The organism is Leifsonia sp. Root4 (assembly GCF_001425085.1).
In the GTDB taxonomy this organism is placed as follows: Bacteria; Actinomycetota; Actinomycetes; order Actinomycetales; family Microbacteriaceae; genus Microterricola.
The window spans coordinates 44,570-63,747 of sequence record NZ_LMDN01000007.1 but is presented as its reverse complement, the minus strand read 5'-3'; the positions used below and the strand labels follow the sequence as shown (position 1 = coordinate 63,747).

The 19,178-nt window shown below is 68.5% G+C and carries 20 protein-coding genes and 1 riboswitch; of the genes, 13 read left to right on the top strand and 7 right to left on the bottom strand.

Annotated features, from left to right (window positions below):
- Nucleotides 1-85: 85 nt before the first annotated feature.
- Nucleotides 86-1,339, bottom strand: coding sequence for an acyltransferase family protein (locus ASC66_RS17680; RefSeq protein WP_055842880.1), 1,254 nt, complete (start codon nucleotides 1,337-1,339; stop codon nucleotides 86-88).
- 275 nt (nucleotides 1,340-1,614) lie between these two features.
- Here ASC66_RS17680 and ASC66_RS17675 point away from each other — a divergent pair, with 275 nt between their 5' ends.
- Nucleotides 1,615-2,226: a hypothetical protein gene (locus ASC66_RS17675; protein WP_055842923.1), complete on the top strand. Its 612-nt coding sequence runs from the start codon at nucleotides 1,615-1,617 to the stop codon at nucleotides 2,224-2,226.
- On the opposite strand, the gene ASC66_RS17670 is transcribed toward ASC66_RS17675, so the two are convergent.
- Together ASC66_RS17670 and ASC66_RS18250 are read right to left on the bottom strand one after the other, a co-directional pair.
- Nucleotides 2,223-3,014, bottom strand: a complete 792-nt coding sequence (locus ASC66_RS17670; protein WP_055842878.1) for a cache domain-containing protein — start codon at nucleotides 3,012-3,014, stop codon at nucleotides 2,223-2,225. The two genes, ASC66_RS17675 and ASC66_RS17670, sit on opposite strands and share 4 nt — an antisense overlap.
- Before the next feature lie 46 nt (nucleotides 3,015-3,060).
- The gene (locus ASC66_RS18250) at nucleotides 3,061-3,828 is read right to left on the bottom strand and encodes a FadR/GntR family transcriptional regulator (protein WP_055842875.1); all 768 of its coding nucleotides are present in this window, start codon (nucleotides 3,826-3,828) and stop codon (nucleotides 3,061-3,063) included.
- Nucleotides 3,829-3,946: 118 nt separating this feature from the next.
- Between ASC66_RS18250 and ASC66_RS17660 the strand changes: the two genes are divergently transcribed.
- The 6 genes from ASC66_RS17660 (at nucleotide 3,947) to ASC66_RS17635 (ending at nucleotide 9,685) form a co-directional block, all read left to right on the top strand.
- Nucleotides 3,947-4,978, top strand: coding sequence for an ABC transporter ATP-binding protein (locus ASC66_RS17660; RefSeq protein WP_055842872.1), 1,032 nt, complete (start codon nucleotides 3,947-3,949; stop codon nucleotides 4,976-4,978).
- Between the two features lie 42 nt (nucleotides 4,979-5,020).
- Nucleotides 5,021-6,205: an ABC transporter substrate-binding protein gene (locus tag ASC66_RS17655; RefSeq protein ID WP_157509853.1), complete on the top strand. Its 1,185-nt coding sequence runs from the start codon at nucleotides 5,021-5,023 to the stop codon at nucleotides 6,203-6,205.
- Nucleotides 6,206-6,310: 105 nt separating this feature from the next.
- On the top strand, nucleotides 6,311-7,234 hold the full coding sequence (locus ASC66_RS17650) for an ABC transporter permease (protein ID WP_082492494.1): 924 nt from the start codon (nucleotides 6,311-6,313) through the stop codon (nucleotides 7,232-7,234).
- Nucleotides 7,235-7,243: 9 nt separating this feature from the next.
- The gene (locus tag ASC66_RS17645) at nucleotides 7,244-8,044 is read left to right on the top strand and encodes an ABC transporter permease (RefSeq protein WP_055842869.1); all 801 of its coding nucleotides are present in this window, start codon (nucleotides 7,244-7,246) and stop codon (nucleotides 8,042-8,044) included.
- Nucleotides 8,045-8,116: 72 nt separating this feature from the next.
- On the top strand, nucleotides 8,117-9,337 hold the full coding sequence (dinB, locus tag ASC66_RS17640; protein WP_055842866.1) for a DNA polymerase IV: 1,221 nt from the start codon (nucleotides 8,117-8,119) through the stop codon (nucleotides 9,335-9,337).
- Between the two features lie 9 nt (nucleotides 9,338-9,346).
- Nucleotides 9,347-9,685: a hypothetical protein gene (locus ASC66_RS17635; RefSeq protein WP_055842864.1), complete on the top strand. Its 339-nt coding sequence runs from the start codon at nucleotides 9,347-9,349 to the stop codon at nucleotides 9,683-9,685.
- Nucleotides 9,686-9,719: 34 nt separating this feature from the next.
- Here ASC66_RS17635 and ASC66_RS18245 read toward each other — a convergent pair whose 3' ends face one another.
- Nucleotides 9,720-9,875: a hypothetical protein gene (locus ASC66_RS18245; RefSeq protein ID WP_157509852.1), complete on the bottom strand. Its 156-nt coding sequence runs from the start codon at nucleotides 9,873-9,875 to the stop codon at nucleotides 9,720-9,722.
- Between the two features lie 62 nt (nucleotides 9,876-9,937).
- A riboswitch (TPP riboswitch) is annotated at nucleotides 9,938-10,047 on the top strand.
- A gap of 39 nt (nucleotides 10,048-10,086) precedes the next feature.
- Here ASC66_RS18245 and ASC66_RS17630 point away from each other — a divergent pair.
- Genes ASC66_RS17630 through ASC66_RS17615 form a run of 4 tightly spaced genes read left to right on the top strand, consistent with a single transcriptional unit; the run spans nucleotide 10,087 to nucleotide 13,603 of the window.
- Nucleotides 10,087-10,722, top strand: a complete 636-nt coding sequence (locus ASC66_RS17630) for an ECF transporter S component (protein ID WP_055842860.1) — start codon at nucleotides 10,087-10,089, stop codon at nucleotides 10,720-10,722.
- Nucleotides 10,723-10,729: 7 nt separating this feature from the next.
- Nucleotides 10,730-12,202, top strand: coding sequence for an ABC transporter ATP-binding protein (locus ASC66_RS17625; protein ID WP_082492493.1), 1,473 nt, complete (start codon nucleotides 10,730-10,732; stop codon nucleotides 12,200-12,202).
- Nucleotides 12,199-12,981 (top strand): energy-coupling factor transporter transmembrane component T family protein, encoded by a 783-nt coding sequence (locus tag ASC66_RS17620; RefSeq protein WP_055842857.1) that lies wholly within the window; start codon nucleotides 12,199-12,201, stop codon nucleotides 12,979-12,981. Before ASC66_RS17625 ends, ASC66_RS17620 begins: the two co-directional genes overlap by 4 nt.
- Entirely contained in the window at nucleotides 12,968-13,603 is a 636-nt protein-coding gene (locus tag ASC66_RS17615) for a nucleoside/nucleotide kinase family protein (protein WP_055842854.1), read from the top strand. Before ASC66_RS17620 ends, ASC66_RS17615 begins: the two co-directional genes overlap by 14 nt.
- Here the strand turns inward: ASC66_RS17615 and ASC66_RS17610 are convergent.
- On the bottom strand, nucleotides 13,589-14,842 hold the full coding sequence (locus ASC66_RS17610) for a D-alanyl-D-alanine carboxypeptidase family protein (protein WP_157509851.1): 1,254 nt from the start codon (nucleotides 14,840-14,842) through the stop codon (nucleotides 13,589-13,591). The genes ASC66_RS17615 and ASC66_RS17610 overlap by 15 nt on opposite strands.
- Nucleotides 14,843-14,897: 55 nt before the next feature.
- Complete coding sequence (locus ASC66_RS17605) at nucleotides 14,898-15,539, bottom strand: GntR family transcriptional regulator (protein ID WP_055842848.1); 642 nt, start codon at nucleotides 15,537-15,539, stop codon at nucleotides 14,898-14,900.
- 112 nt (nucleotides 15,540-15,651) lie between these two features.
- On the opposite strand from ASC66_RS17605, the gene ASC66_RS17600 reads away from it, so the two are divergent.
- A complete protein-coding gene (locus tag ASC66_RS17600) occupies nucleotides 15,652-16,395 on the top strand; it encodes a DsbA family protein (protein ID WP_055842845.1) in 744 nt (247 codons plus the stop codon).
- A complete protein-coding gene (locus tag ASC66_RS17595; RefSeq protein WP_055842842.1) occupies nucleotides 16,395-17,255 on the top strand; it encodes a cytochrome c biogenesis CcdA family protein in 861 nt (286 codons plus the stop codon). Before ASC66_RS17600 ends, ASC66_RS17595 begins: the two co-directional genes overlap by 1 nt.
- On the opposite strand, the gene ASC66_RS17590 is transcribed toward ASC66_RS17595, so the two are convergent.
- Complete coding sequence (locus ASC66_RS17590) at nucleotides 17,195-18,787, bottom strand: ABC-F family ATP-binding cassette domain-containing protein (RefSeq protein WP_055842839.1); 1,593 nt, start codon at nucleotides 18,785-18,787, stop codon at nucleotides 17,195-17,197. The two genes, ASC66_RS17595 and ASC66_RS17590, sit on opposite strands and share 61 nt — an antisense overlap.
- Between the last annotated feature and the right edge of the window lie 391 nt (nucleotides 18,788-19,178).

Genomic DNA, 19,178 nt, shown 5'->3' with positions numbered 1-19,178 from the left:
CCGGTCTCGACCGCGGGCGGGGGCCGTTTTCCGTCTGCGGAGCAGGCTGAGGGGGGTGTTCAGCACGCACCGGCGCGGCCATCGCTCAGCTGGCCGATTCCGGCCCATTGAAGCCCGGCGCCAACGACCTCTCGGTGTATCCGAGGGGGCGTTGGGCGATCACGGCGATGCTGAGCGCCGCGGTGCCGGCCAGCGCGACCCAGAACGTCATCCCGAAGACTGTGACCCAGAACGGCGGCAGCACGAGCAGACTGACCGAGATTCCGATGGCACTGTCGCTGACATGCATTCCGCGAGGAAGCGCTGGCGGCGCCTGCTCGAGTCGGCCGAGCGGAATCGAGAGGGCGTACAGCACGGTCCCGGAGAGCGCCAGAATGGCCGGCCGGCTCCACCACCAGAGGGCGCTCCCCGGCGCCGCCGCGGGCAGTGGGGTGAGCAGCAGGAGCCCGACGACCAGCGCGAACACGGGCAGATGCCAGAGGTAGATCGTCATCAGACGGCCGCCGACGGCGCCAACGATGGCCCGGGTGCTCCGTAGTCGCATGAGTCGGCTGAGCAGCGGGTGGGCGAGCATGAGCAGGCTGCACTGGCCGACCGCGAGCACGATGATGGCCGGCGTCGGGGGATTCAGGTTGTCGAGCATGCTCTCCGGGTAGCCGGCCATGACGAGCAGCAGCAGTGCGGCAAAGCTGCCGGCGGCGATGCCGAAAATGCTCCACCGTGAGCGTCGCGCAAACCAGCCGTCGGCCACCCAGAAGCCGAGCTGCTGGGCGAAGAGCCAGACGAAGGTCATGTTCAGCAGGCCGAGGGCATCGACGCCGGTACCGAGCCGCGCCAGCTCGAGCGTCGTCGCGCCACCGGCGAGCGCGGCGAGCGTCGTGCGTGGCGCGAGTCTGTGACACGTCGCCATTCCGGGCAGAAACGCCTGGGTGAAGGTGTAAGCGGCGAGAAACCAGAGCGGGGAGGCGACTCCCCGTGCCATGGCCCAGATGGATTCCGGAGCGATTCCGACCACGTGCAACACCACGATCGCGACCGTGAAGAACGCGAAGAGAGGTATTGCGGGGCGGGCCAGGCGCAGAATCCGCGATCGGATGAAGTCCGAGGCATTGCCGCCCCGAATCTCGAGCCGCTCCCACGAACCCAGACCGACGACGCCACCGACCATGAAGAACAGCGGCATGATCTGCGCGAACCAGGTGATCGGCGCCAGCCACGGCTGTTCCAGCAGTGTCGGGCGGATGACAAGCCCCTGGCTCGGGATGATGATGGCGCCGACCATCAGGAGGTGTCCGATGACAACGAGCGCCAAACAGGCAACACGCACGAGATCCAGCACGGTATCGCGTTCATGGGGTGCGCCACCGCTGCCCGCATTGTTCGCTTGAGGTACAGCCGATCTTCTCATCGCGACTCCGGCTCATCCAGTGACCGTGCTCGTGCTCATTCTGGCACTGTCGATTGAGTTTCGGCCGGATTCACCGCGCAGCATGTGAAGGCAGACACCGAGAATGCCTCGGGGCATATGCAGCACGCTCACAGCGGCAATGCAGCCTGCATGCCGGCGCACTGCCTAGAGTTATGGGAAGCGACATCGAAGGTGAGGACACCGACATGGGAATCATGGATTGGCTGTTCGGGGCGCAGACCCCGTCGGAACCGCAGCGTCGCACGGCGATTCCCCGCGAGCGCAGCGCCGATGAGGTGGCGATCGAACGCTACCGTTACCTGTTGCGCACCGCTCCGCCCGAGGCCATCGAACAGGCCCACGCCGAGGCATTCGCCCGGCTCACCCCCGAGCAGCGCGCCGCGGTGTTCGCCGAGCTGAGCGATGGCGCCCCGGCCGGCGAGCAGCCGCGTTCCGACGATTCCCGGGCCCTCGCGCAGGCGGCGACCAGGCGTGAGTTGCAGGCCCCTGGCACCCTGGAGCGCTCCTTCTCCGGCCAGCGTGGCGCAGGCCCCAGCTTCGGCAGCATGATGGGCAGCTCGATGCTCGGCACGATCGCCGGTGTGGTGATCGGCTCGGCCATTGCCCAGGCCTTCATCCCGGATTCCATCGGCGAGAGCACCTCGGCGGACGGTGGCGACGCCGGGGCGGATGCCGGCGCCGACAGCGGGGCAGACGCCGGAGCAGACGCGGGGGCCTCTGACGGCGGCTTCGGCGATTTCGGCGGAGGGGACTTCGGCGGCGGCGGCGATTTCGGCGGCGGGGACTTCGGCTTCTAGTTCGGTCCGATCACCAGCGAGAGGCTCGTATCGCCGCAGGCGACGACGCGTTCGCCGCCCGGTAGCAGCACGGTGCGTTCGGCGGTCGCTGCCGCAGCCGCGCTCGCCCCGAGGGTGGCGGCGAGGCCGTCGCTCCGGAGCAGCGATCCCGTCGCACGGTGTGAGTCGGTCGATGCCACGATTCGTCCCGAGGCGTTGACGAGAGTCGTCGGCGTGCCCAATTCGTACAGCCGGGGGAGCAGCACCGATTCGATGTCGTCGACGTAGAGGTCCGCTCCGACCACCCCGATGAGCGAGCCGTCGTCGTACACGGGCGCGGTGAGGGTCAGCGTGTACTCGTCGGTGCACAGGTAGTCGACGTACGGCCCGGTGATGTGCTGGGCTCCCGTCTGCACGGGCACCCGCCACCACTCCAGCGCCGTGTAGTCGCGGAAGCTCTCAGACTCCGGGTCTTCGACGGCGAGCAGCCGGCGCATCTCGGGCGCCGCACCGCCAACGCCGAAGGTGTTGAGTTGACCGAGCCACCACGAGATGTGCCATTCGGCGTCGCTGAGGTACCCGGGCGCCGCGACGAAGCCTGCCCCGATGATCAGGTTGTCGGATGCCGCGAACTGCGGCAGCACGATCTCATCGACCAGCGCATCGAGCTCGGCCGAGCTCGGCCGCGCTCCTCCGATGCGTTGCTCGAAGGCGCCGCGCCACGCGGCGACGCGCCCGAAGACGCTGTCGAATGTCGCGCTGATGCCGTCGACACAGCGGCTGACTTCGGGGGACTCGGTGATCGTCATGATCGGTGCTCACTTCATTGTGGCGGGACGGGTGGGGGTGGTGGGGTCAGGCGGGCATCTTCTCGCGCTGCTGCGCCAGCATGCTCTTGCGGGCGACGAGCCAGTCGACGGCCATCGCGATGTGGCGCGTCGACTCCCGGCGCGCGGCATCCGGATCGACGGCCTCGACCGCCGCGGTCACGGTGAGGAGAACGTCGAGGCTGCGCTCCCGATGCTCCGGCTCGCTGAGGCACAGCCAGAGCACGGGCCCGAACTCGGCCTGCAGCCGCAGCTCTTCCCGGACGAGCCTCGCCGACTGGCTGAGTGCGGCCAGTTCCAGTTGGAACCGCGACAGCGCCCGCCTGGCCGCGCCCTCCTCCGAGACGTCGAACGACGCGGCGATGGTCTGCAGGGTCTCAACGTCGAGCGGGCCGGCCCTGTCCGCGGCCAGCTCGGCCGCCATGCCGGCGATCGCCGAGTAGTGAACGCCCATGTCACGGATCTCGCTGCGGGCGAGGGCATCGACGCGTTGATCGAGGATGTCGTGGCGCGCGTGCCCGGAGAAGGTGACGAAGCTGCCGCCGTCACGTCCGCGCCGCGTCGTCACGAGGCCACGCGAGCGCAGGGCCTCGAGCGATTCCCTGGCCGTGACGACGGCGACGCCGAGCTGTTTGGCGAGCTCGAGCTCGCTCGGCAGCCGTTCGCCGTCCGGCAGCACGCCGGACACGATGGCATCGCTCAGCCGCTGTTCGACCAGCTCGGCGCGCCCCTCGGTGTGCAGGGGAGTGAACACCGCTGCGCGCGTGAGCGTCGCGGCACGAATGGACTGCGGCATCGACCCTCCTCGCAAGTTGTGACATGACCGTAACATAAAGCTTCCCGTGATGACATCTGGAACCATATGATTCATTCCACGAGGTCGAATCGAGGGGCCTGCAGACGGAGGAGCGAGCGTGTCAACAGAAGCACCGGCCATCAGGTTGAGCGGGCTCACCAAGACTTTCGGCGCGGTGAACGCCGTCGACGGTGTCGACCTCGACATCGCACCGGGCGAGTTCTTCTCGATGCTCGGACCGTCCGGTTCGGGCAAGACGACCGTGCTCCGGCTCATCGCCGGCTTCGAGATTCCGAGCGCGGGAACGATCGAGCTGTTCGGGCATGACGTCACGGGGAAGGCCCCGTTCGACCGCGATGTGAACACGGTGTTCCAGGACTACGCGCTGTTCCCGCACATGAGCGTTCTCGACAACGTGGCGTACGGCCTGCGGGTGCGCGGGGTGGGGAAGTCCGAACGCCGCGAGCGGGCGCGGGCCGCACTCGAAAAGGTGCGCCTCGGCTCGTTCGGCGACCGCAAGCCTGCGCAGCTCTCCGGCGGCCAGCGGCAGCGTGTCGCACTAGCCAGGGCCACCGTCGTCGAGCCCAAGGCGCTGCTGCTCGACGAACCGCTCGGCGCGCTCGACCTCAAGCTGCGCGAGCAGATGCAGGTCGAGCTCAAGGAACTGCAGCGTGAGCTCGGCATCACCTTCATCTTCGTGACCCACGACCAGGAGGAAGCGCTCACGCTGAGCGACCGGATCGCCGTGTTCAGCGAGGGCAAGATCGAACAGCTGGGCACGCCGAGCGAGATCTATGAGCGGCCGATCAGCCCGTTCGTCGCGGGCTTCGTCGGAACATCGAACATCTTCGACGACGCATTCTCGCAGCGTGTGCTCGGCCGGGGCGGCGCCCACTCGCTCCGCCCGGAGAAGCTCTCGATCGCAGCGGGGGAGCGCGCGGCGTCCGCACCGGGCGAGCACGCGGCCCACGGCACGATCGCCGAACTCGTCTACGTCGGCAACAGCACCCGCATCTTCATTGATCTGGATGCCGGCAAGCGCGTCGTCGCGCTGGAGCAGAACGACAGCGGCCGGCTCGCCTCCGAGGAGCGCGGCAGCCGGGTGACCGTCGCCTGGAACGAGCGCGACATCATCGCCCTGGCCTCATGACCACCACACAACAACCACGCACACAATGAGATGGAGACTGCAATGAAGCACACCATGTACTCAGCGGGGAGGCGCGCGGCCATCGCAGTGCTCGCCGTGGCCTCGCTCACGGCGCTCACGGCCTGTGGCACGAGCGGCGACAGCACCGGAGGAGGTGAGGCCGCGACGGAACTCGGTGAGATGGAGGGTGCCGTGTCGATCCTCGCCTGGCCCGGCTACGTCGAAGACGGCAGCAACGACCCGGCAGTCGACTGGGTGACACCCTTCGAAGAAGAAACGGGCTGCGAGGTCACCAGCAAGACCTACGGCACATCGGATGAGGCGTTCAGCCTGATGAAGACGGGCGAGTACGACGTGATCGCCGCGTCGGGCGATGCCTCGCTGCGGCTGGTCGCCGCCGGCGATGTCGCCCCGGTGAACACCGATCTGATTCCGAACTACGGCGGCATCTACGACTTCCTCAAGATGCAGTCGTGGAACAGCGTCGACGGCGTCTCCTACGGCGTTCCCCACGGCTACGGCGCCAATCTGCTCATGTACAACAACGACGTCGTGACCCCCGCGCCCACCTCGTGGGACGTGGTGTTCGACAAGAGCTCCGCATACGCGGGCAAGGTGACGGCATATGACTCCCCGATCTACATCGCGGATGCCGCCATGTACCTGATGACGCACGAGCCCGACCTCGGCATCGAGAACCCGTACGCCCTCGACGAGGAGCAGCTCGCCGCGGCTGTCGAGCTGCTCAAGGAGCAGCGCACCAACATCGGCGAGTACTGGTCCGACTACCTGAAGACGATCCAGTCCTTTGAATCCGGGGACACCGTCGTCGGGACGACCTGGCAGGTGATCGCCAACTCACTCGCTGAGGGGACACCGGCCGCCGTCACGCTGCCAGAAGAGGGCGTGACCGGCTGGTCGGACACCTGGATGATCGCCTCCGCTGCCGAGAACCCGAACTGCGCGTACGCCTGGCTCGACTACATCGCCAGCCCGGAGGCGAACGCGCAGGCCACCGAGTACTTCGGTGAGGCGCCGTCCAACCAGGAGGCATGCGAGTTCCGTTCAGAGGGTTCGTGCGAGGCGTACCACGCGGGTGACGCCGAGTACGCGTCCAAGATCTGGTACTGGTCGACTCCGATCGCCGACTGCCTCGACGGTCGAACGGATGTCGAGTGCACCGACTACGCCGCGTGGACGACGGCCTGGCAGGAAATCAAGGGCTAGTCCAGAGAGCCTGGTGGCCGGTCGCGGGACCGGCCACCAGCCCTCAAACATGCCTCCTCGATCCGACCAGACCAGAGAGACCACGCACATGAACAGATCACCTCGATGACGGGCATTGTCGCCTCGCCACCGCGCAGAAGCCCGGTCCCGGCTCCCCGGCAGAGTCTCGCCAGGCGCGGCTCCGTCTTCCTCAGCAAGCATCCCCGGCTGAGGCTCGGCTTTCTGCTCTCGGCGCCGCTGCTCTGGCTCGGCGTCGTCTACATCGTCGCCCTCGTCGCGCTGCTCGTCACGGCGTTCTGGAGCGTCGACAGTTTCACCGGCGAGATCTCGCAGACCTGGACTCTCGACAACATCATCACGGTCCTCACCGGATCGCTCTACCAGACGGTCACGGTGCGCACCGTCGGTGTCGCTCTGCTCGTGACGATCATCGATGTCGTCATCGCACTGCCCATCGCCTTCTTCATGGCGAAGGTCGCGAGCGCTAGGGCACAGCGCGTGCTGCTCATCGCGGTGTTGATGCCGCTCTGGGCGAGCTACCTGGTCAAGGCGTACGCGTGGCGATCCGTGCTGTCCCAGGAGGGCATCCTGCAGTGGCTGCTCACACCGCTCGGCCTGAGCACGCCGGGCTACGGCCTGCCGGCCACGATCATCACCCTGAGCTACCTCTGGCTGCCGTATGTGATCTTGCCGATCTATGCCGGGCTGGAGCGTGTGCCGGATTCCCTGCTCGAGGCATCCGGCGACCTCGGAGGCAAGAGTTGGAAGACCCTGCGGCTGATCGTGCTCCCGCTCATCTGGCCGGCCATCATCGCCGGTTCGATCTTCAGCTTCGCGCTCTCGCTCGGCGACTACATCACCGTCAACATCGTCGGAGGGGCCAGCCAGATGCTCGGCAACCTCGTCTACACGAATGTCGGAGCCGCCAACAACCTGCCCCTCGCCGCCGCCATCGCCCTGATTCCGATCGTGATCATCTTCGCCTATCTGGCCCTCGTGCGACGCACGGGCGCCCTCGACAACCTCTAGGAGCTTGCGATGCGTCTCAGTCGAATCTCGCGCACCGTGCTCGGTGCGGTGACCGCGGTCATCCTGGCGGTCATCTACCTGCCGCTCGCTGTCGTCTTCATCAACTCCTTCAGCACCAGCCAGAGCCTGAGCTGGCCCCCGCCCGGCTTCACCTTGGAGTGGTGGGGCAAGGCATTTCAGAGTGCCGGCGCCCTTGAGGCCGTGCTGACGAGCGTGCAGGTGGCGCTTGTGGCCACGGTCGTCTCCCTCGCGCTCGGAACACTGATCTCGATCGCACTGCAGCGCTTCGAGTTCTTCGGGCGCGAGGCGGTCAGCCTGCTCGTGATCCTCCCCATCGCGCTGCCGGGCATCATCACCGGTATCGCGCTGAACAACTTCTTCCGCACGATCATGGGTGTGCCGCTCTCGATCTGGACGGTCGTCATCGCCCACGCCACCTTCTGCATCGTCACCGTCTTCAACAACGTGATCGCGCGCCTCCGCCGCCTCGGCACGAACTTCGAGGACGCATCGGCCGACCTCGGTGCCGGTCTCTGGACGACCTTCCGCCTGATCACATTCCCGCAGCTGCGGTCGGCCCTGTTCGCGGGGGGCCTGCTCGCCTTCGCACTCAGTTTCGACGAGATCATCGTGACGACATTCACCGTGGGCTCCGGCGTGACCACGCTGCCGATCTTCATCCTCAACAACATGTTCCGGCCGAACCAGGCCCCGATCGTCAGCGTCATCGCCGTGGTTCTCGTGCTGATCTCGATCGTTCCCATCTACATCGCCCAGCGGGTGGCAGGAGCGGAGAAGACGCTGCGCTGAGCGGGCAGCGAAAATGGGCGCTGAAACTCAGGTGCCGACCCCGCTGTCAGCGGTCGGCGTTACGCTCGAGAGGTGAGCAAGCAAGACGGGTCGACGCGGCAGGTGAGTGCACCCGGCGCCGACGACTCGCGCACCCCATTCCTGCACGTCGACCTCGACGCATTCTTCGCGTCGGTCGAGCTCCTTGACAATCCGGAGCTCGCGGGCAAACCAGTCGTCGTCGGAGGCCGTGGACCCCGTTCCGTGGTCTCTGCCGCCAACTACGAGGCCCGTCGCTACGGCGTGAACTCGGCGATGCCGATGGCGCTGGCGCTCCGGCGCTGCCCCAACGCCGTGGTCGTGCCGGTGCGGATGCACCGCTATGCCGAACTCTCGGCGCAGGTGATGGCCATCTTCGACGACATGACGCCGCTGGTGGAGCGCCTCGGTATCGACGAGGCCTTCCTCGACGTCTCCGGCGCAGCAAAGCTGCTCGGTTCACCGCGCGTCGTCGCAGAACTGCTGCGTGCCCGCGTCCTCGCGGAGACCGGGCTGACCTGCTCGGTCGGCGTCGCGTCGACGAAGTTCGTGGCCAAGCTCGCCTCCGGGCGCTCCAAACCGAACGGCCTGCTCGTCGTCCCGGCCGAGCAGACGCTGGCGTTCCTGCATCCGCTCCCGGTCAGCGCACTCTGGGGGGTCGGAGCCGCGACCGAGGCGCAGCTGAAGAAGCTCGGTCTGAACCGGGTTGCCGATGTCGCGGAGACACCGCTCGGCGTCTTGCAATCCACGCTGGGCCCCGCGCTCGGTCTGAAACTGCACAGCCTCGCCAACGGCCTCGACCCACGCGCGATCAGCACGGAGCGCGAAGAGAAGAGCATCGGTCACGAGACCACCTTCAGCTACGACATCACCGACATCCGAGAGATCAGGCGTGCGCTGCTGCGGCAATCGGATGACGTCGCCGCCCGTCTGCGGCGCGCGGAGCTCGTGGCGAGGACCGTGGTGCTGAAGCTGCGCTACAGCGATTTCAGCACCGTGACGAAGTCGCGCACGCTGGCCGAGCCGACCAACGTCGGCCGGCGCATCTACGAGGAGGCACTCGCCGCATTCGACGCGCTGGGCGCCGCCGGAACACGCGTTCGCCTCATCGGCGTCCGCGCAGAGCAACTCGGCGTCGGTGGCGGGAGCCTCGGCCTGTGGGACCCGGACGAGGAATGGCGGGAGGCGGAACTGGCCGTCGACGAGGTCACGGCACGGTTCGGCAAGGGCATGCTGAAGCCGGCGGCACTGGTCAGGTCGCCGCCCGAGGGGTAGCGTGTCGGCATGAGCAATATTGCTGTGCAGCTGGCCGATTCCGTCCGCGGTGGCGGAGCGTCGATGGTCTACGGGGACAAGGTCGAGATCGACGGGCAGTCGATGGTGCCCGTGGCTCTCGCCTGGTACGGCTTCGGCGGTGGTGGGGCGCCGGAGAAGGGTTCGTCAGAATCCGCGCTGGGAGGTGGCGGCGGTGGCGGCGCGGCCGTGCCGATCGGCGCCTATGTCAAACGCGACGGCGTGCTCCGCTTCGAGCCGAATGTCGTCTCGTTGTTGGCGGTCGCGACGCCATTCGTGTGCGTCGCCGGCTGGGCGCTGTCCCGCGTCATCCGCGCACTCAAGAGCTGACGCCAGCGCCCGACGCAAGCGCGGCCGCCGCGAGTCAGCGCGTGCGGTAGCGCGCACGCAGCGCGGCAAGGCGGTCGGACAACGCCATGCGAACCGGCAGGCCGGCCGCGATTCGCCGACGGCGGCGCACGGAGAGCGCGAGCAGCGCGATCATCAGCGCCGCCAACGGCAGCAAGATCACAATGCCCATGCTGCGATGCTAGCCGCTGTGTTGCGCAGCGCATGCCGAGCCGCCGCAGCGGGGCTATACTCGATGACGAACACGGGAGTCCGGTGAGCCGGGCTGAGAGGAAGCTGATCAAGCTTCGACCGTCGAACCTGATCTGGATCATGCCAGCGCAGGGAGGCAGAAACAATCTCATACCCGTGCCCTCTTTTCATCGAACGAAAGGGCACGAACAGTGCATGCAACAATCGCACCACACGATCACACCTCCGCAGCCGCTCCGGCACGCATCGGCAGCTGGCGGGTCGTCGACATCGTCGTCGCCAGCGTCCTCGGCGTTGCAGCCGGCGTCATCTTCTGGGCATGGGGGCTCGCCTGGGAGACGGTCAGCTCGCCGCTGAAGGTGGCGCTGCCTGGCATGCAGGCGGCCCTCGCGGCCGTCTGGCTCTTCGCCGGCGTGCTCGGCGGCCTCGTCATCCGCAAGCCGGGTGCCGCCGTCTACACCTCCACCCTGGCCGCCGTCGTCTCGGCGCTCGTCGGAACCCAGTGGGGTGGGTTCCTCACGATCGAGGCCGGTCTCGTGCAGGGCCTCGGCGCCGAGCTGGTGTTCCTGCTCTTCCTGTACCGCCGCTGGACCCTGCCCGTCGCGATCCTCGCCGGCGCGGGCGCCGGGCTCGGCATGGCCGTGAACGATCTGCTGCTCTGGTACCCGGGCGCCGCCACCGAGTTCATCGTGATCTACACGATCTCGGCCGTCGTCGGCGGTGCCGTCATCGCCGGTGCGCTCTCGTGGTTCGCCGTGCGCGGTCTCGCCGCCACCGGTGCCCTCAGCCGGTTCGCCTCGGGCCGGCAGGCCCGGATCACGGCCTGAGCCTGTGATGGTGCAGCAGGGCGCGGCGCGCGTCGACGTGCAGGGCTGGGGTTGGCGTCATGCCGGCCGCAGCGCCTGGGCGGTGAATGGCGTCGACTTCTCGATTTCTGCCGGGGAGCGGGTGCTGCTTCTCGGCGCGTCCGGCGCCGGCAAGTCGACCCTGCTGCACGGCCTCGCCGGTGTGCTCGGCGGCGAGGAGGAGGGCGAGCACAGTGGTGCCATGCTCATCGACCGGATGCCGGCCGCCGCAGCCCGGGGTCGGAGCGGCCTCGTGCTGCAGGATCCGGACTCCCAGGTGATCCTCTCCAGGGTCGGCGATGACGTGGCATTCGGCTGCGAGAACCTCGGACTCGCGCGCGAGGAGATTTGGCGCCGGGTGCGTGAGTCCCTCGACGCCGTCGGACTCGACGTCAGCCTGGAACGGAGCACCTCGGCGCTCTCAGGCGGGCAGAAGCAACGCCTGGCCCTGGCCGGCGCGCTGGCGATGCGCCCCGGTCTCCTGCTCCTCGACGAGCCGACGGCGAATCTCGACCCGGCCGGGGTGATCGAGGTGCAACAGGCTGTCGGCCGCGTGCTCGAGAACCGTTCGACGACGCTCGTCGTCGTCGAGCACCGGGTCGAGGTGTGGCTGCCGCTCGTCGACCGCGTGATCGTGCTCGGCGCCGATGGCGGCGTGCTGGCCGACGGCGAGCCGGAGCGTGTGTTGCGAGAGCAAGGCCAGAGCCTCGCGGCAGCCGGCGTGTGGGTTCCGGGTTTCGCGCCGGCCGCCCCTGAGCGCCGACGCGCAGCCGAGGCGACGCCGTTGCTCCAGACACGCTCCCTCGCGGTGAGCCGGGTGCCGCGGCATCCGGTGGCCGAAGGCATCGAGCTCGGCGTGCAGGCCGGCCGTGCGCTCGCGGTCACGGGCCCGAACGGCGCGGGCAAATCGACGCTCGCGCTCACCCTGGCCGGGCTGCTTCCGCCGGCCGGCGGTGAACTCATCGCCACGGACGCCCTTGCGCAGGGGGCCGGCCCATCGCCGATCCGCTGGAAGTCCCGCCAGCTGCTCACCCGCGTCGGAACGGTGTTCCAGGACCCGGAGCACCAGTTCCTCACCGCCAAGGTACGCGACGAGCTCGCCGTCGGTCCGAAGGCAGTCGGCGCGAGCGCTGCGGAGATCAGCGCCGTCATCGACGAGCTGCTCACGCGCCTGCGGCTCAGCCACCTCGCCGAGGCGAACCCCTTCACTCTCTCGGGCGGCGAGAAGCGCCGCCTCTCCGTGGCCACCGTGCTCGCGACACGGCCGCGCATGCTCGTGCTCGACGAACCGACGTTCGGCCAGGACTCACGCACGTGGCGCGAGTTGCTCGCGCTCCTGGCCGGGCTCGTCGACGAGGGTCACGCGCTCGTCGCCGTGACGCACGACGCCGCATTCGTGCACGCACTGGCCGACGAGGAGTACGTGCTCGGCGCGCACGCCGAACAGGAGCTTCGCCGATGAGCGTCTTGGCCCCGGTCGGCACCACGAGCCCGCTCGGCCGGCTGAACCCCGTCGCGAAGATCGCCGCCACCATCCCGATCACCCTCGCACTGGTGCTCACACTCGACTGGGTGTCTGCGACGGTCGCCATGCTGCTCGAGATCGCAGTGCTCTGCGCCGGCGGGCTCGGGAGGGTGATCTTCAGCGCCCGCTGTCTGCCGGTGTGGATCGCCGCACCGCTCACCGGCTTCAGCATGGTGCTCTACGGGCAGGCATCCGGCGAGACATACTTCGAGTTCTGGCTGGTGCACGTGACAGAGGGCTCGCTCGCGATCGGCGTCGCCACCTGCATGCGCGTGCTGGCGATCGCACTGCCGGCCGTCGTGCTGTTCATCACGATCGACCCGACCGAACTCGCCGACGGGCTCGCCCAGGTCGCGAAGCTGCCGAGCCGCTTCGTGCTCGGCGCGCTGGCCGCGCTGCGCCTGGTCGGCCTCTTCATCGACGACTGGCGATCGCTGCAGCTGGCCAGGCGTGCCCGTGGCGTCGCCGATCGGGGCCTGCTCCGACGCCTGCTCGGGCAGGCGTTCGCGCTGCTCGTGCTCTCGATCCGCCGCGGCAGCAAGTTGGCCACCGCCATGGAGGCCCGTGGTTTCGGCGGCGCCACCCGGCGCAGTTGGGCCCGTGAATCGGTCTTCGCGGCTCCGGAATGGTTCGCCATCGCCGTCGGCTTCGCGATCGCCGCTGCCGCCGTCACGGTGGCAGTCGCAACGGGGAGCTGGAACTTTGTGCTGCGCTGACGATGATGTCGAGCGCGGCGCTGGGGCGAGCGCCGAGACCGCCGGCGGCGACATCCGCCCGCTGCTCGCGATGATCGTGGCCGCGCCGCGCACCGCGGTGATCCTGATCGACGGCCCGAGCGGCGCCGGCAAGAGCACGCTGGCCGACCGCCTCATTGCGGCGTGGCCGACGGACGCCGCCCCGCAGCTCGTCCGCCTCGATGACGTGTACCCCGGCTGGGGCGGCCTCGTCGCGGGCGCAGAACAGATGCGCTCCGGCGTGCTGGCTGCGCGTGCGGCCGGGCAGCCGGCGGGTTGGCGGCGCTGGGACTGGGCAAGTCGCGCTCCGGCGGAGTGGCACACCGTCGACGCCGAGCGCCCCGTGATCATCGAGGGTTGCGGAGCGTTCATCGGTGACGCCGCCCGGTTCGCCGACATCACGGTGTGGGTCGGCGCGGAGGACACCGTGCGCAAGGACAGGGCACTCGCCCGCGACGCAGGCGGCTTCGACGCCCACTGGGACGAGTGGCAGCGGCAGTGGGCGGAGTACGAGGCGCGCGAGCAGCCGCGCGAGCGCGCGCTCCTGGTGTGCGAGGCCGGTCGGCCCTGCTGCGTCACGCCCGCTGCGTTACTCCCGCATTGAGGCGAGCAGCGTGCCGATCACGGGCACCGGGTTCGTCAGGCGCCAGAGTGCACCGGGGTCGGTGATCGCGCGATCCAGCTGCAACCGCGAGCGATGCTCACCGCCCGGGGTCGCCACCGTGACGCTGCCGACGATCGCGCCGGCCGAACCGGTGCTGAAGTCATCGAGCTGCACGTCGATGCTGGCATCGCGCGCTGCCCAGGCCCTGCGCTCCTGCGGCGTGATGGCGACGGCGGATGCTGTCGCGCCCCACGGCGTGCTGATCGCCGCGTACGCTGCACCCTTCTCGATCAGCGGAACGGTGCCGGCGCCCGCTGCGGCGCTGGCCATGAGCGCGCGCACATCGGCCTCGAGGGTGTCGTAGTCGGGCGAGCCGAGGTAGACCGCCGAGAACGTCAGCGGCTCCGTCTCCGCTGACCCCTCCGGGGCGGCGACGCTTGCCGTGAGGAGCAGACAGACGCCGGCCTCATCGGTGTAGCTGCGTGAGATTCCGGTGACGCCTTCGTCTTCCAGATACGCCGTGGTGTTCGTCACACCGCGATTGTTCACGAGCGCCGACGGCGGATTCGCCAGGATCTCGGCGATCGCCGGCTCCGCCTGCACGAGTGCGGCCAGGCGGGCCACGTCGGCTGCGGTGCCGCGGCTGTCGGGGGAGAGCCCGTTCGTGTCGGCGACGCTGATGCCGTCCAGGCCCTGCTCCGCGAGCCAGGAGGATGCCGCGGCGAGGTAGTCATCGACGCTGCCGAACGCCCAGCGGGCGAGCGTGTCGGCGTGGTTGTTGCTGGAGCCGAGCACGAGAGCCTGCAGCATCTCGCGCTGCGTCCACTTCTCGTTCGGGAACACCACAACCGTGCGGGCGCCGTCGCGACTGTAATCGATGTAATCCTGGTAGTCGTCCGTGCCGATGACGCGGGTCTCGCCGGCCGCGCCCGGCTCGATCGGCTTCGCATCGAGCACGACGAGCGCCGTGACGAGCTTCGTGATCGAGGCCATCGGCAGGGCGTCGGTCGAGCCGCCGAGGGCGAAAGGCACGGTGTCGCCGCTCAGAATGACGGCGCTGGCGCCGTTCTCGCCGAGCACGGGCCCGGCGGCATCCGATGCGGGGAGCGAGTCGGCCGCCGTCGCCGACGCCGCGGGCAACGGGCCGAGCAGAGTCGCCGGTGCGTAGACGCCGACGGCGAGAATCACCACCGCTCCAGCCAGAACGCCGAAGAATCGCCCAACCCGGAATGTCGCCATGGTTACAGGCTACGTGGGCGCGATCGGATGCCGCGCAGCGCGCGCCGTCTGCTCGTCAGCCGATGCCGGGCTGCAGGGAATCGGCATCGATCATGTGAGTGCGCAGCGTCGCCGTGAACGCCACCCAATCGCCAGTGCGCAGCTCGGCGATGAGCGACCTGTGCTCGGCCATCACCGCGTCCGAGCGTGCGAAGAAAGCCTCCCGGCGTTGAATCATCATCATCGCGTGCCTGGCGTTCAGGCGGTCGTAGAGTTCGAGCAGCGTCTCATTGCCTGCGGCCTCGACGAAGCCGCGGTGGAAGGCCAACATGAGTTCGATCAGCTCGGGCAGCGCGCGAGCCGCGATCGCCTTCTCCTGGGCGTCGAGCAGCGCGCTGAGTCTGTCGGCGAGGAGTGCGCGATCCGCCGGACGCGTCCGCTGAACACAGCTGCTCTCCAGCAGGTGCCTGGCGTCGGCGAAGTCGTAGGCCTCCTGTGCGCTGAGTTCGCGCACGAGTACTCCGCGCTTGGGGTAGACGATCACCCACTCTTCCTCTTGGAGCCGCGACAGTGCGGCGCGCACCGGCGTGCGGCTCACGCCGTGGGCCGCGGCGAGTTCGGCCTCGCTGAGCATGCTTCCCGGCGCGTAGAAGCCGCTCATGATCCCGGCGCGAATGGCCGTGTGCACGCGCTCGGCGGCGCTGGGGGAGTCGACCATTTCTCGCTTTCCTGTGCACGCGTCGCCCTGCACACTTTTCTGGGCATGGCTCTTGGATACATGTTGTACTCTACGTGGACCAGTCGGTCAAGGTCTTGGAGACACAACAGTTTTGGCATCACAATCGGTTCACAATCGACAGCGCTCCACCCGACTCTGGATCACCGGCATCCTGGCTGGCGTCGTCATCGTCATTGTCGCGATCATCGGCGTCATCGCCCAGAACCAGTCGGCGCCCGGCGCGGCCCCCGCGCCCACCGCATCGGCGCCCGCCACTGGCCAGGCCAGCGATGCGCCGCAGCTCTCCCAGCTCGCCCGGCGTGACCCGGCAGACACCGCGGCCAAGGGGTCCGTCGATGCGCCGGTCGTGCTCATCGAATACGCCGACTTCCGCTGCGCCTACTGTTCCGTCTTCGCCAACGAGGTGCTGCCGACGCTGATGACGGAGTACGTCGATGCCGGCCTCGTGCGCATCGAATGGCGCGACGCCCCCGTGTTGGGGGAGACCTCGCCCGATGCTGCGATCGCCGCACACGCAGCCGGCGCGCAGGGCATGTTCTGGGAGTATGCCGAAGCGCTCTACGCGACATCGCCGACCGGCAAGACCGAGTGGAACCGCGACGCGCTGCTCGGCATCGCCGCCGCCGTTCCGGGGCTCGACGTCGACGCCTTCACCGTCGCGCTCGACGACCCGGCGCACGCGCAGCGCGTCGTCCGCGAGGCGCAGGAGTCAACGGCGATCGGCGTGAGCAGCACGCCGACCTTCATCGTCGGCGACACCCCCGTGCGCGGCGCGCAGCCGCTCAGCGCGTTCCGCGACGTGATCGACCAGGAGCTCGCAGCGGCGGGTCACTGATGGACATCGGCTACCTCGGCGCACTCCTCGGCGGAGTGCTCAGCCTGCTCAGCCCCTGTTCGGTGATGCTGCTCCCCGCATTCTTCGCGTACGCGTTCAGCGATCCGGCCACGCTGGTCGCGCGCACCGGGCTCTTCTACCTCGGCCTCGTGACCACCCTCGTGCCGCTCGGCGTTCTCGCCGGGGCGGTCGGCGCCTTCCTGCTGGCCAACCAAGGGCTGCTCGTGACCATCGCCGCGCTCGTCGTGATCGCGCTCGGCATCGTGCAGATCCTCGGCATCCAGTTGCCGACCATCGGGCGGCGGGAGTCGAAGGATGCGGGCAGCAGCATCGCCGTCTACCTCCTCGGCGCCGCCTACGGCGTGGCCGGGGTCTGCACCGGCCCCATCCTCGGCTCGGTTTTGACGATCGCCGCGGTCGGGGCGAATCCCGTCTATGGCGGCATCCTGTTGGCCATCTACGCACTCGGGATGACGCTGCCGCTACTCGTGCTGGCGCTGGCCTGGAAGCGCATTCAGCGCGGTCGCACGGCCTGGCTGCGCCCGCGCCTCGTGCACATCGGGCGCTGGACGAACAGCTGGCACGCCATCGTCTCCGGAGCGCTCTCGCTCGGGCTCGGCATCTTCCTGCTCGTCATCGGCTCCGACGGCGTCGGCGCCGGGCTGCCGACGAGCACGCTCTTCGCCCTGGAGTCCTGGGTCGCCGAGGCCGGTGCCAGCGTGCCGAACCTCGTCGTCATGATCGCCGTGCTGGTTCTTGCCTGCGTCGCGGGCGGTGTCGCCGTGATCCGGCGGCGGCGTCAGGCCGCGCGCACCGCGATCGCACCGGGGGCAGAGGCGTCGGTTCCGAACACCAGGTAGCGGTTCGCGACCTTCTCACTGAAGAAGCGGTCGTGGCTGACGGTGACGATGGCGCCGGGGAAGTGCAGCAACGCGCGCTCCATCACCTGCGTGCTCGACATGTCCAGGTGGTTCGTCGGTTCGTCCAACAGCAGCACGGATGCGCCGGAGAGCAGGCACTGCGCCATGGCGACGCGCGCCCGCTGGCCGCCGGAGAGGTTGCCGATCTTCTGCTTGAGGTCGGCCTCTGAGAACTGGAACATCGCGAGGAACCGGTTGACCGACTTGCGGGTCGCCGAGAAGGCGAGGCTGCCCGGGAGGGCGTTGACGGCGTGGGTGACCGTGTCGTCGTCATCCAGCTCGTCAAGCATGTGGTTGTAAGAGACGACGCCGACGCCGCCGGCCCAGTTCACCTTCCCCGTGTCCGGGCGCTCCTCGCCGGTGAGGACCTTGAGGAGCGTCGACTTGCCGCTGCCGTTCGCGCCGAGCACCACGAAGCGATTGCCGCGGCGGATCTCGAAGCTGAGGTCGTCGAAGAGCTGCTTCTCGCCGTAGGCCTTGCCGATCGATTCCACGCGGCAGAGCACGTCTTTCACGTGCAGCGAACGGTAGATCTCGGTGATGATCTCGTCGACGGGGCGCGGCGCGCGGGACTTCTTGATCGTGGCCAGCTGGGTGCCGAGCTTGCGGTTGGCGGCCTTTGCAGCCTCGCGACGGTCGGCGATGCCCTCCGACTCGAAGGCGAGTAGCTCCGACTCGTGCACGAACTGGGCCTGCAGCGTCTTCAACCGGAACTGCTTCTGCACGATGTACTCGCCGAAGTTGCCCGGGTACTCGTGCAGGTGGAAGTTCTCGAGTTCGATGATGCGGGTCACGACGGAGTCAAGGAAGCGGCGGTCGTGCGAGACGATGATCGCGGCACCGCGGAAGTCGCGGAACCAGGCCTCGAGCCACTCGACACCCGCGACGTCGAGGTAGTTGGTCGGCTCGTCGAGCAGCAGCACGTCTGGACGCTCGAGCAGGAGCTTGGCCAGCGCCGCGCGGTTGCGCCAACCGCCGGAGAGCTGGTCGATCGGGCTGTTGCGATGTGCCTCGGAGAAGCCGAGCGTGCTGAGTGCCGTGTCGATGTGGCGGCTGTAGTCCCAACCGTCGATGTGGTCCATCTGTTCGAACAGTTCGGCCTGGCGGTGGATCAGCCGGTCCAGCTCCTCGGCGGACGGTCCGGCGGCGATGTCGGCGTCGATGCCGGCGAGTTCCGCTTCGACAAGCTTGACGTGTGCGAACAGCTCGTCGAGCACCTCGAGGATCGTCGAGCTTCCGTCGAGCTCGGAGAACTGCGAGAAGTACCCGATTCTGGTGCCTTGCTCGAGTGTGACGGTGCCGGAATCCGGGGTCACCTGTTCGAGGATCAGCTTGAGGATCGTTGACTTGCCCGAGCCGTTCTTGCCGATCAGCCCGATGCGGTCGCCGGCCTCGAGGCGGAGGAAGGCCTCGCGCAGAATCTGCGTGTTCTCGAAGCGGACCTCGACGTCGTGCAACCTGATCAGGCTCATTGTTCTCCTTCGCCCCTGCGCTCGTGCGTTCACGGGCCAACGGTGAATTCTACGGGAGGCTCCGGGGCGCAGGCCCCGCACGAGCTCCCGGCGCGGACCGCCGCTGATTGAGCCTGTCGAAATCGGCGCAGCTCTGCTCGCGACGCTGCGCGTCGCGCTACACGGCCAGCAAACTCACACAGCTGGTTGAGTAAGCCGCCCGCCGCGGCCGTATCGAGATCCAGGCCGACAACCCCGCTGGTCGAGTAGGCCGCCAGCTGGGCCGTATCGAGACCGAGGCCCGCGAAAACTGCACCAGCATCGCTTGCGGTTCCGGAGATTGCCTGAGGTTTGGCGGCCGCCTTTCACGCTGCGCGTCGCGCTACACGGCCAGCAAACTCACACAGCTGGT

What these genes read in the sequence shown, in the direction of transcription:
- ASC66_RS17645 (WP_055842869.1), top strand. Translation starts at nt 7,244, where the DNA reads ATGCGTCTCAGTCGAATCTCGCGCACCGTGCTCGGTGCGGTGACCGCG.
- ASC66_RS17590 (WP_055842839.1), bottom strand. Translation starts at nt 18,787, where the DNA reads ATGAGCCTGATCAGGTTGCACGACGTCGAGGTCCGCTTCGAGAACACG.
- ASC66_RS17625 (WP_082492493.1), top strand. Translation starts at nt 10,730, where the DNA reads ATGGTGCAGCAGGGCGCGGCGCGCGTCGACGTGCAGGGCTGGGGTTGG.
- ASC66_RS17610 (WP_157509851.1), bottom strand. Translation starts at nt 14,842, where the DNA reads ATGGCGACATTCCGGGTTGGGCGATTCTTCGGCGTTCTGGCTGGAGCG.
- ASC66_RS17650 (WP_082492494.1), top strand. Translation starts at nt 6,311, where the DNA reads ATGACGGGCATTGTCGCCTCGCCACCGCGCAGAAGCCCGGTCCCGGCT.
- ASC66_RS17595 (WP_055842842.1), top strand. Translation starts at nt 16,395, where the DNA reads ATGGACATCGGCTACCTCGGCGCACTCCTCGGCGGAGTGCTCAGCCTG.
- ASC66_RS17620 (WP_055842857.1), top strand. Translation starts at nt 12,199, where the DNA reads ATGAGCGTCTTGGCCCCGGTCGGCACCACGAGCCCGCTCGGCCGGCTG.
- ASC66_RS17635 (WP_055842864.1), top strand. Translation starts at nt 9,347, where the DNA reads ATGAGCAATATTGCTGTGCAGCTGGCCGATTCCGTCCGCGGTGGCGGA.
- ASC66_RS17605 (WP_055842848.1), bottom strand. Translation starts at nt 15,539, where the DNA reads ATGGTCGACTCCCCCAGCGCCGCCGAGCGCGTGCACACGGCCATTCGC.
- ASC66_RS17670 (WP_055842878.1), bottom strand. Translation starts at nt 3,014, where the DNA reads ATGACGATCACCGAGTCCCCCGAAGTCAGCCGCTGTGTCGACGGCATC.
- ASC66_RS18250 (WP_055842875.1), bottom strand. Translation starts at nt 3,828, where the DNA reads ATGCCGCAGTCCATTCGTGCCGCGACGCTCACGCGCGCAGCGGTGTTC.
- ASC66_RS17655 (WP_157509853.1), top strand. Translation starts at nt 5,021, where the DNA reads ATGAAGCACACCATGTACTCAGCGGGGAGGCGCGCGGCCATCGCAGTG.
- ASC66_RS18245 (WP_157509852.1), bottom strand. Translation starts at nt 9,875, where the DNA reads ATGGGCATTGTGATCTTGCTGCCGTTGGCGGCGCTGATGATCGCGCTG.
- ASC66_RS17675 (WP_055842923.1), top strand. Translation starts at nt 1,615, where the DNA reads ATGGGAATCATGGATTGGCTGTTCGGGGCGCAGACCCCGTCGGAACCG.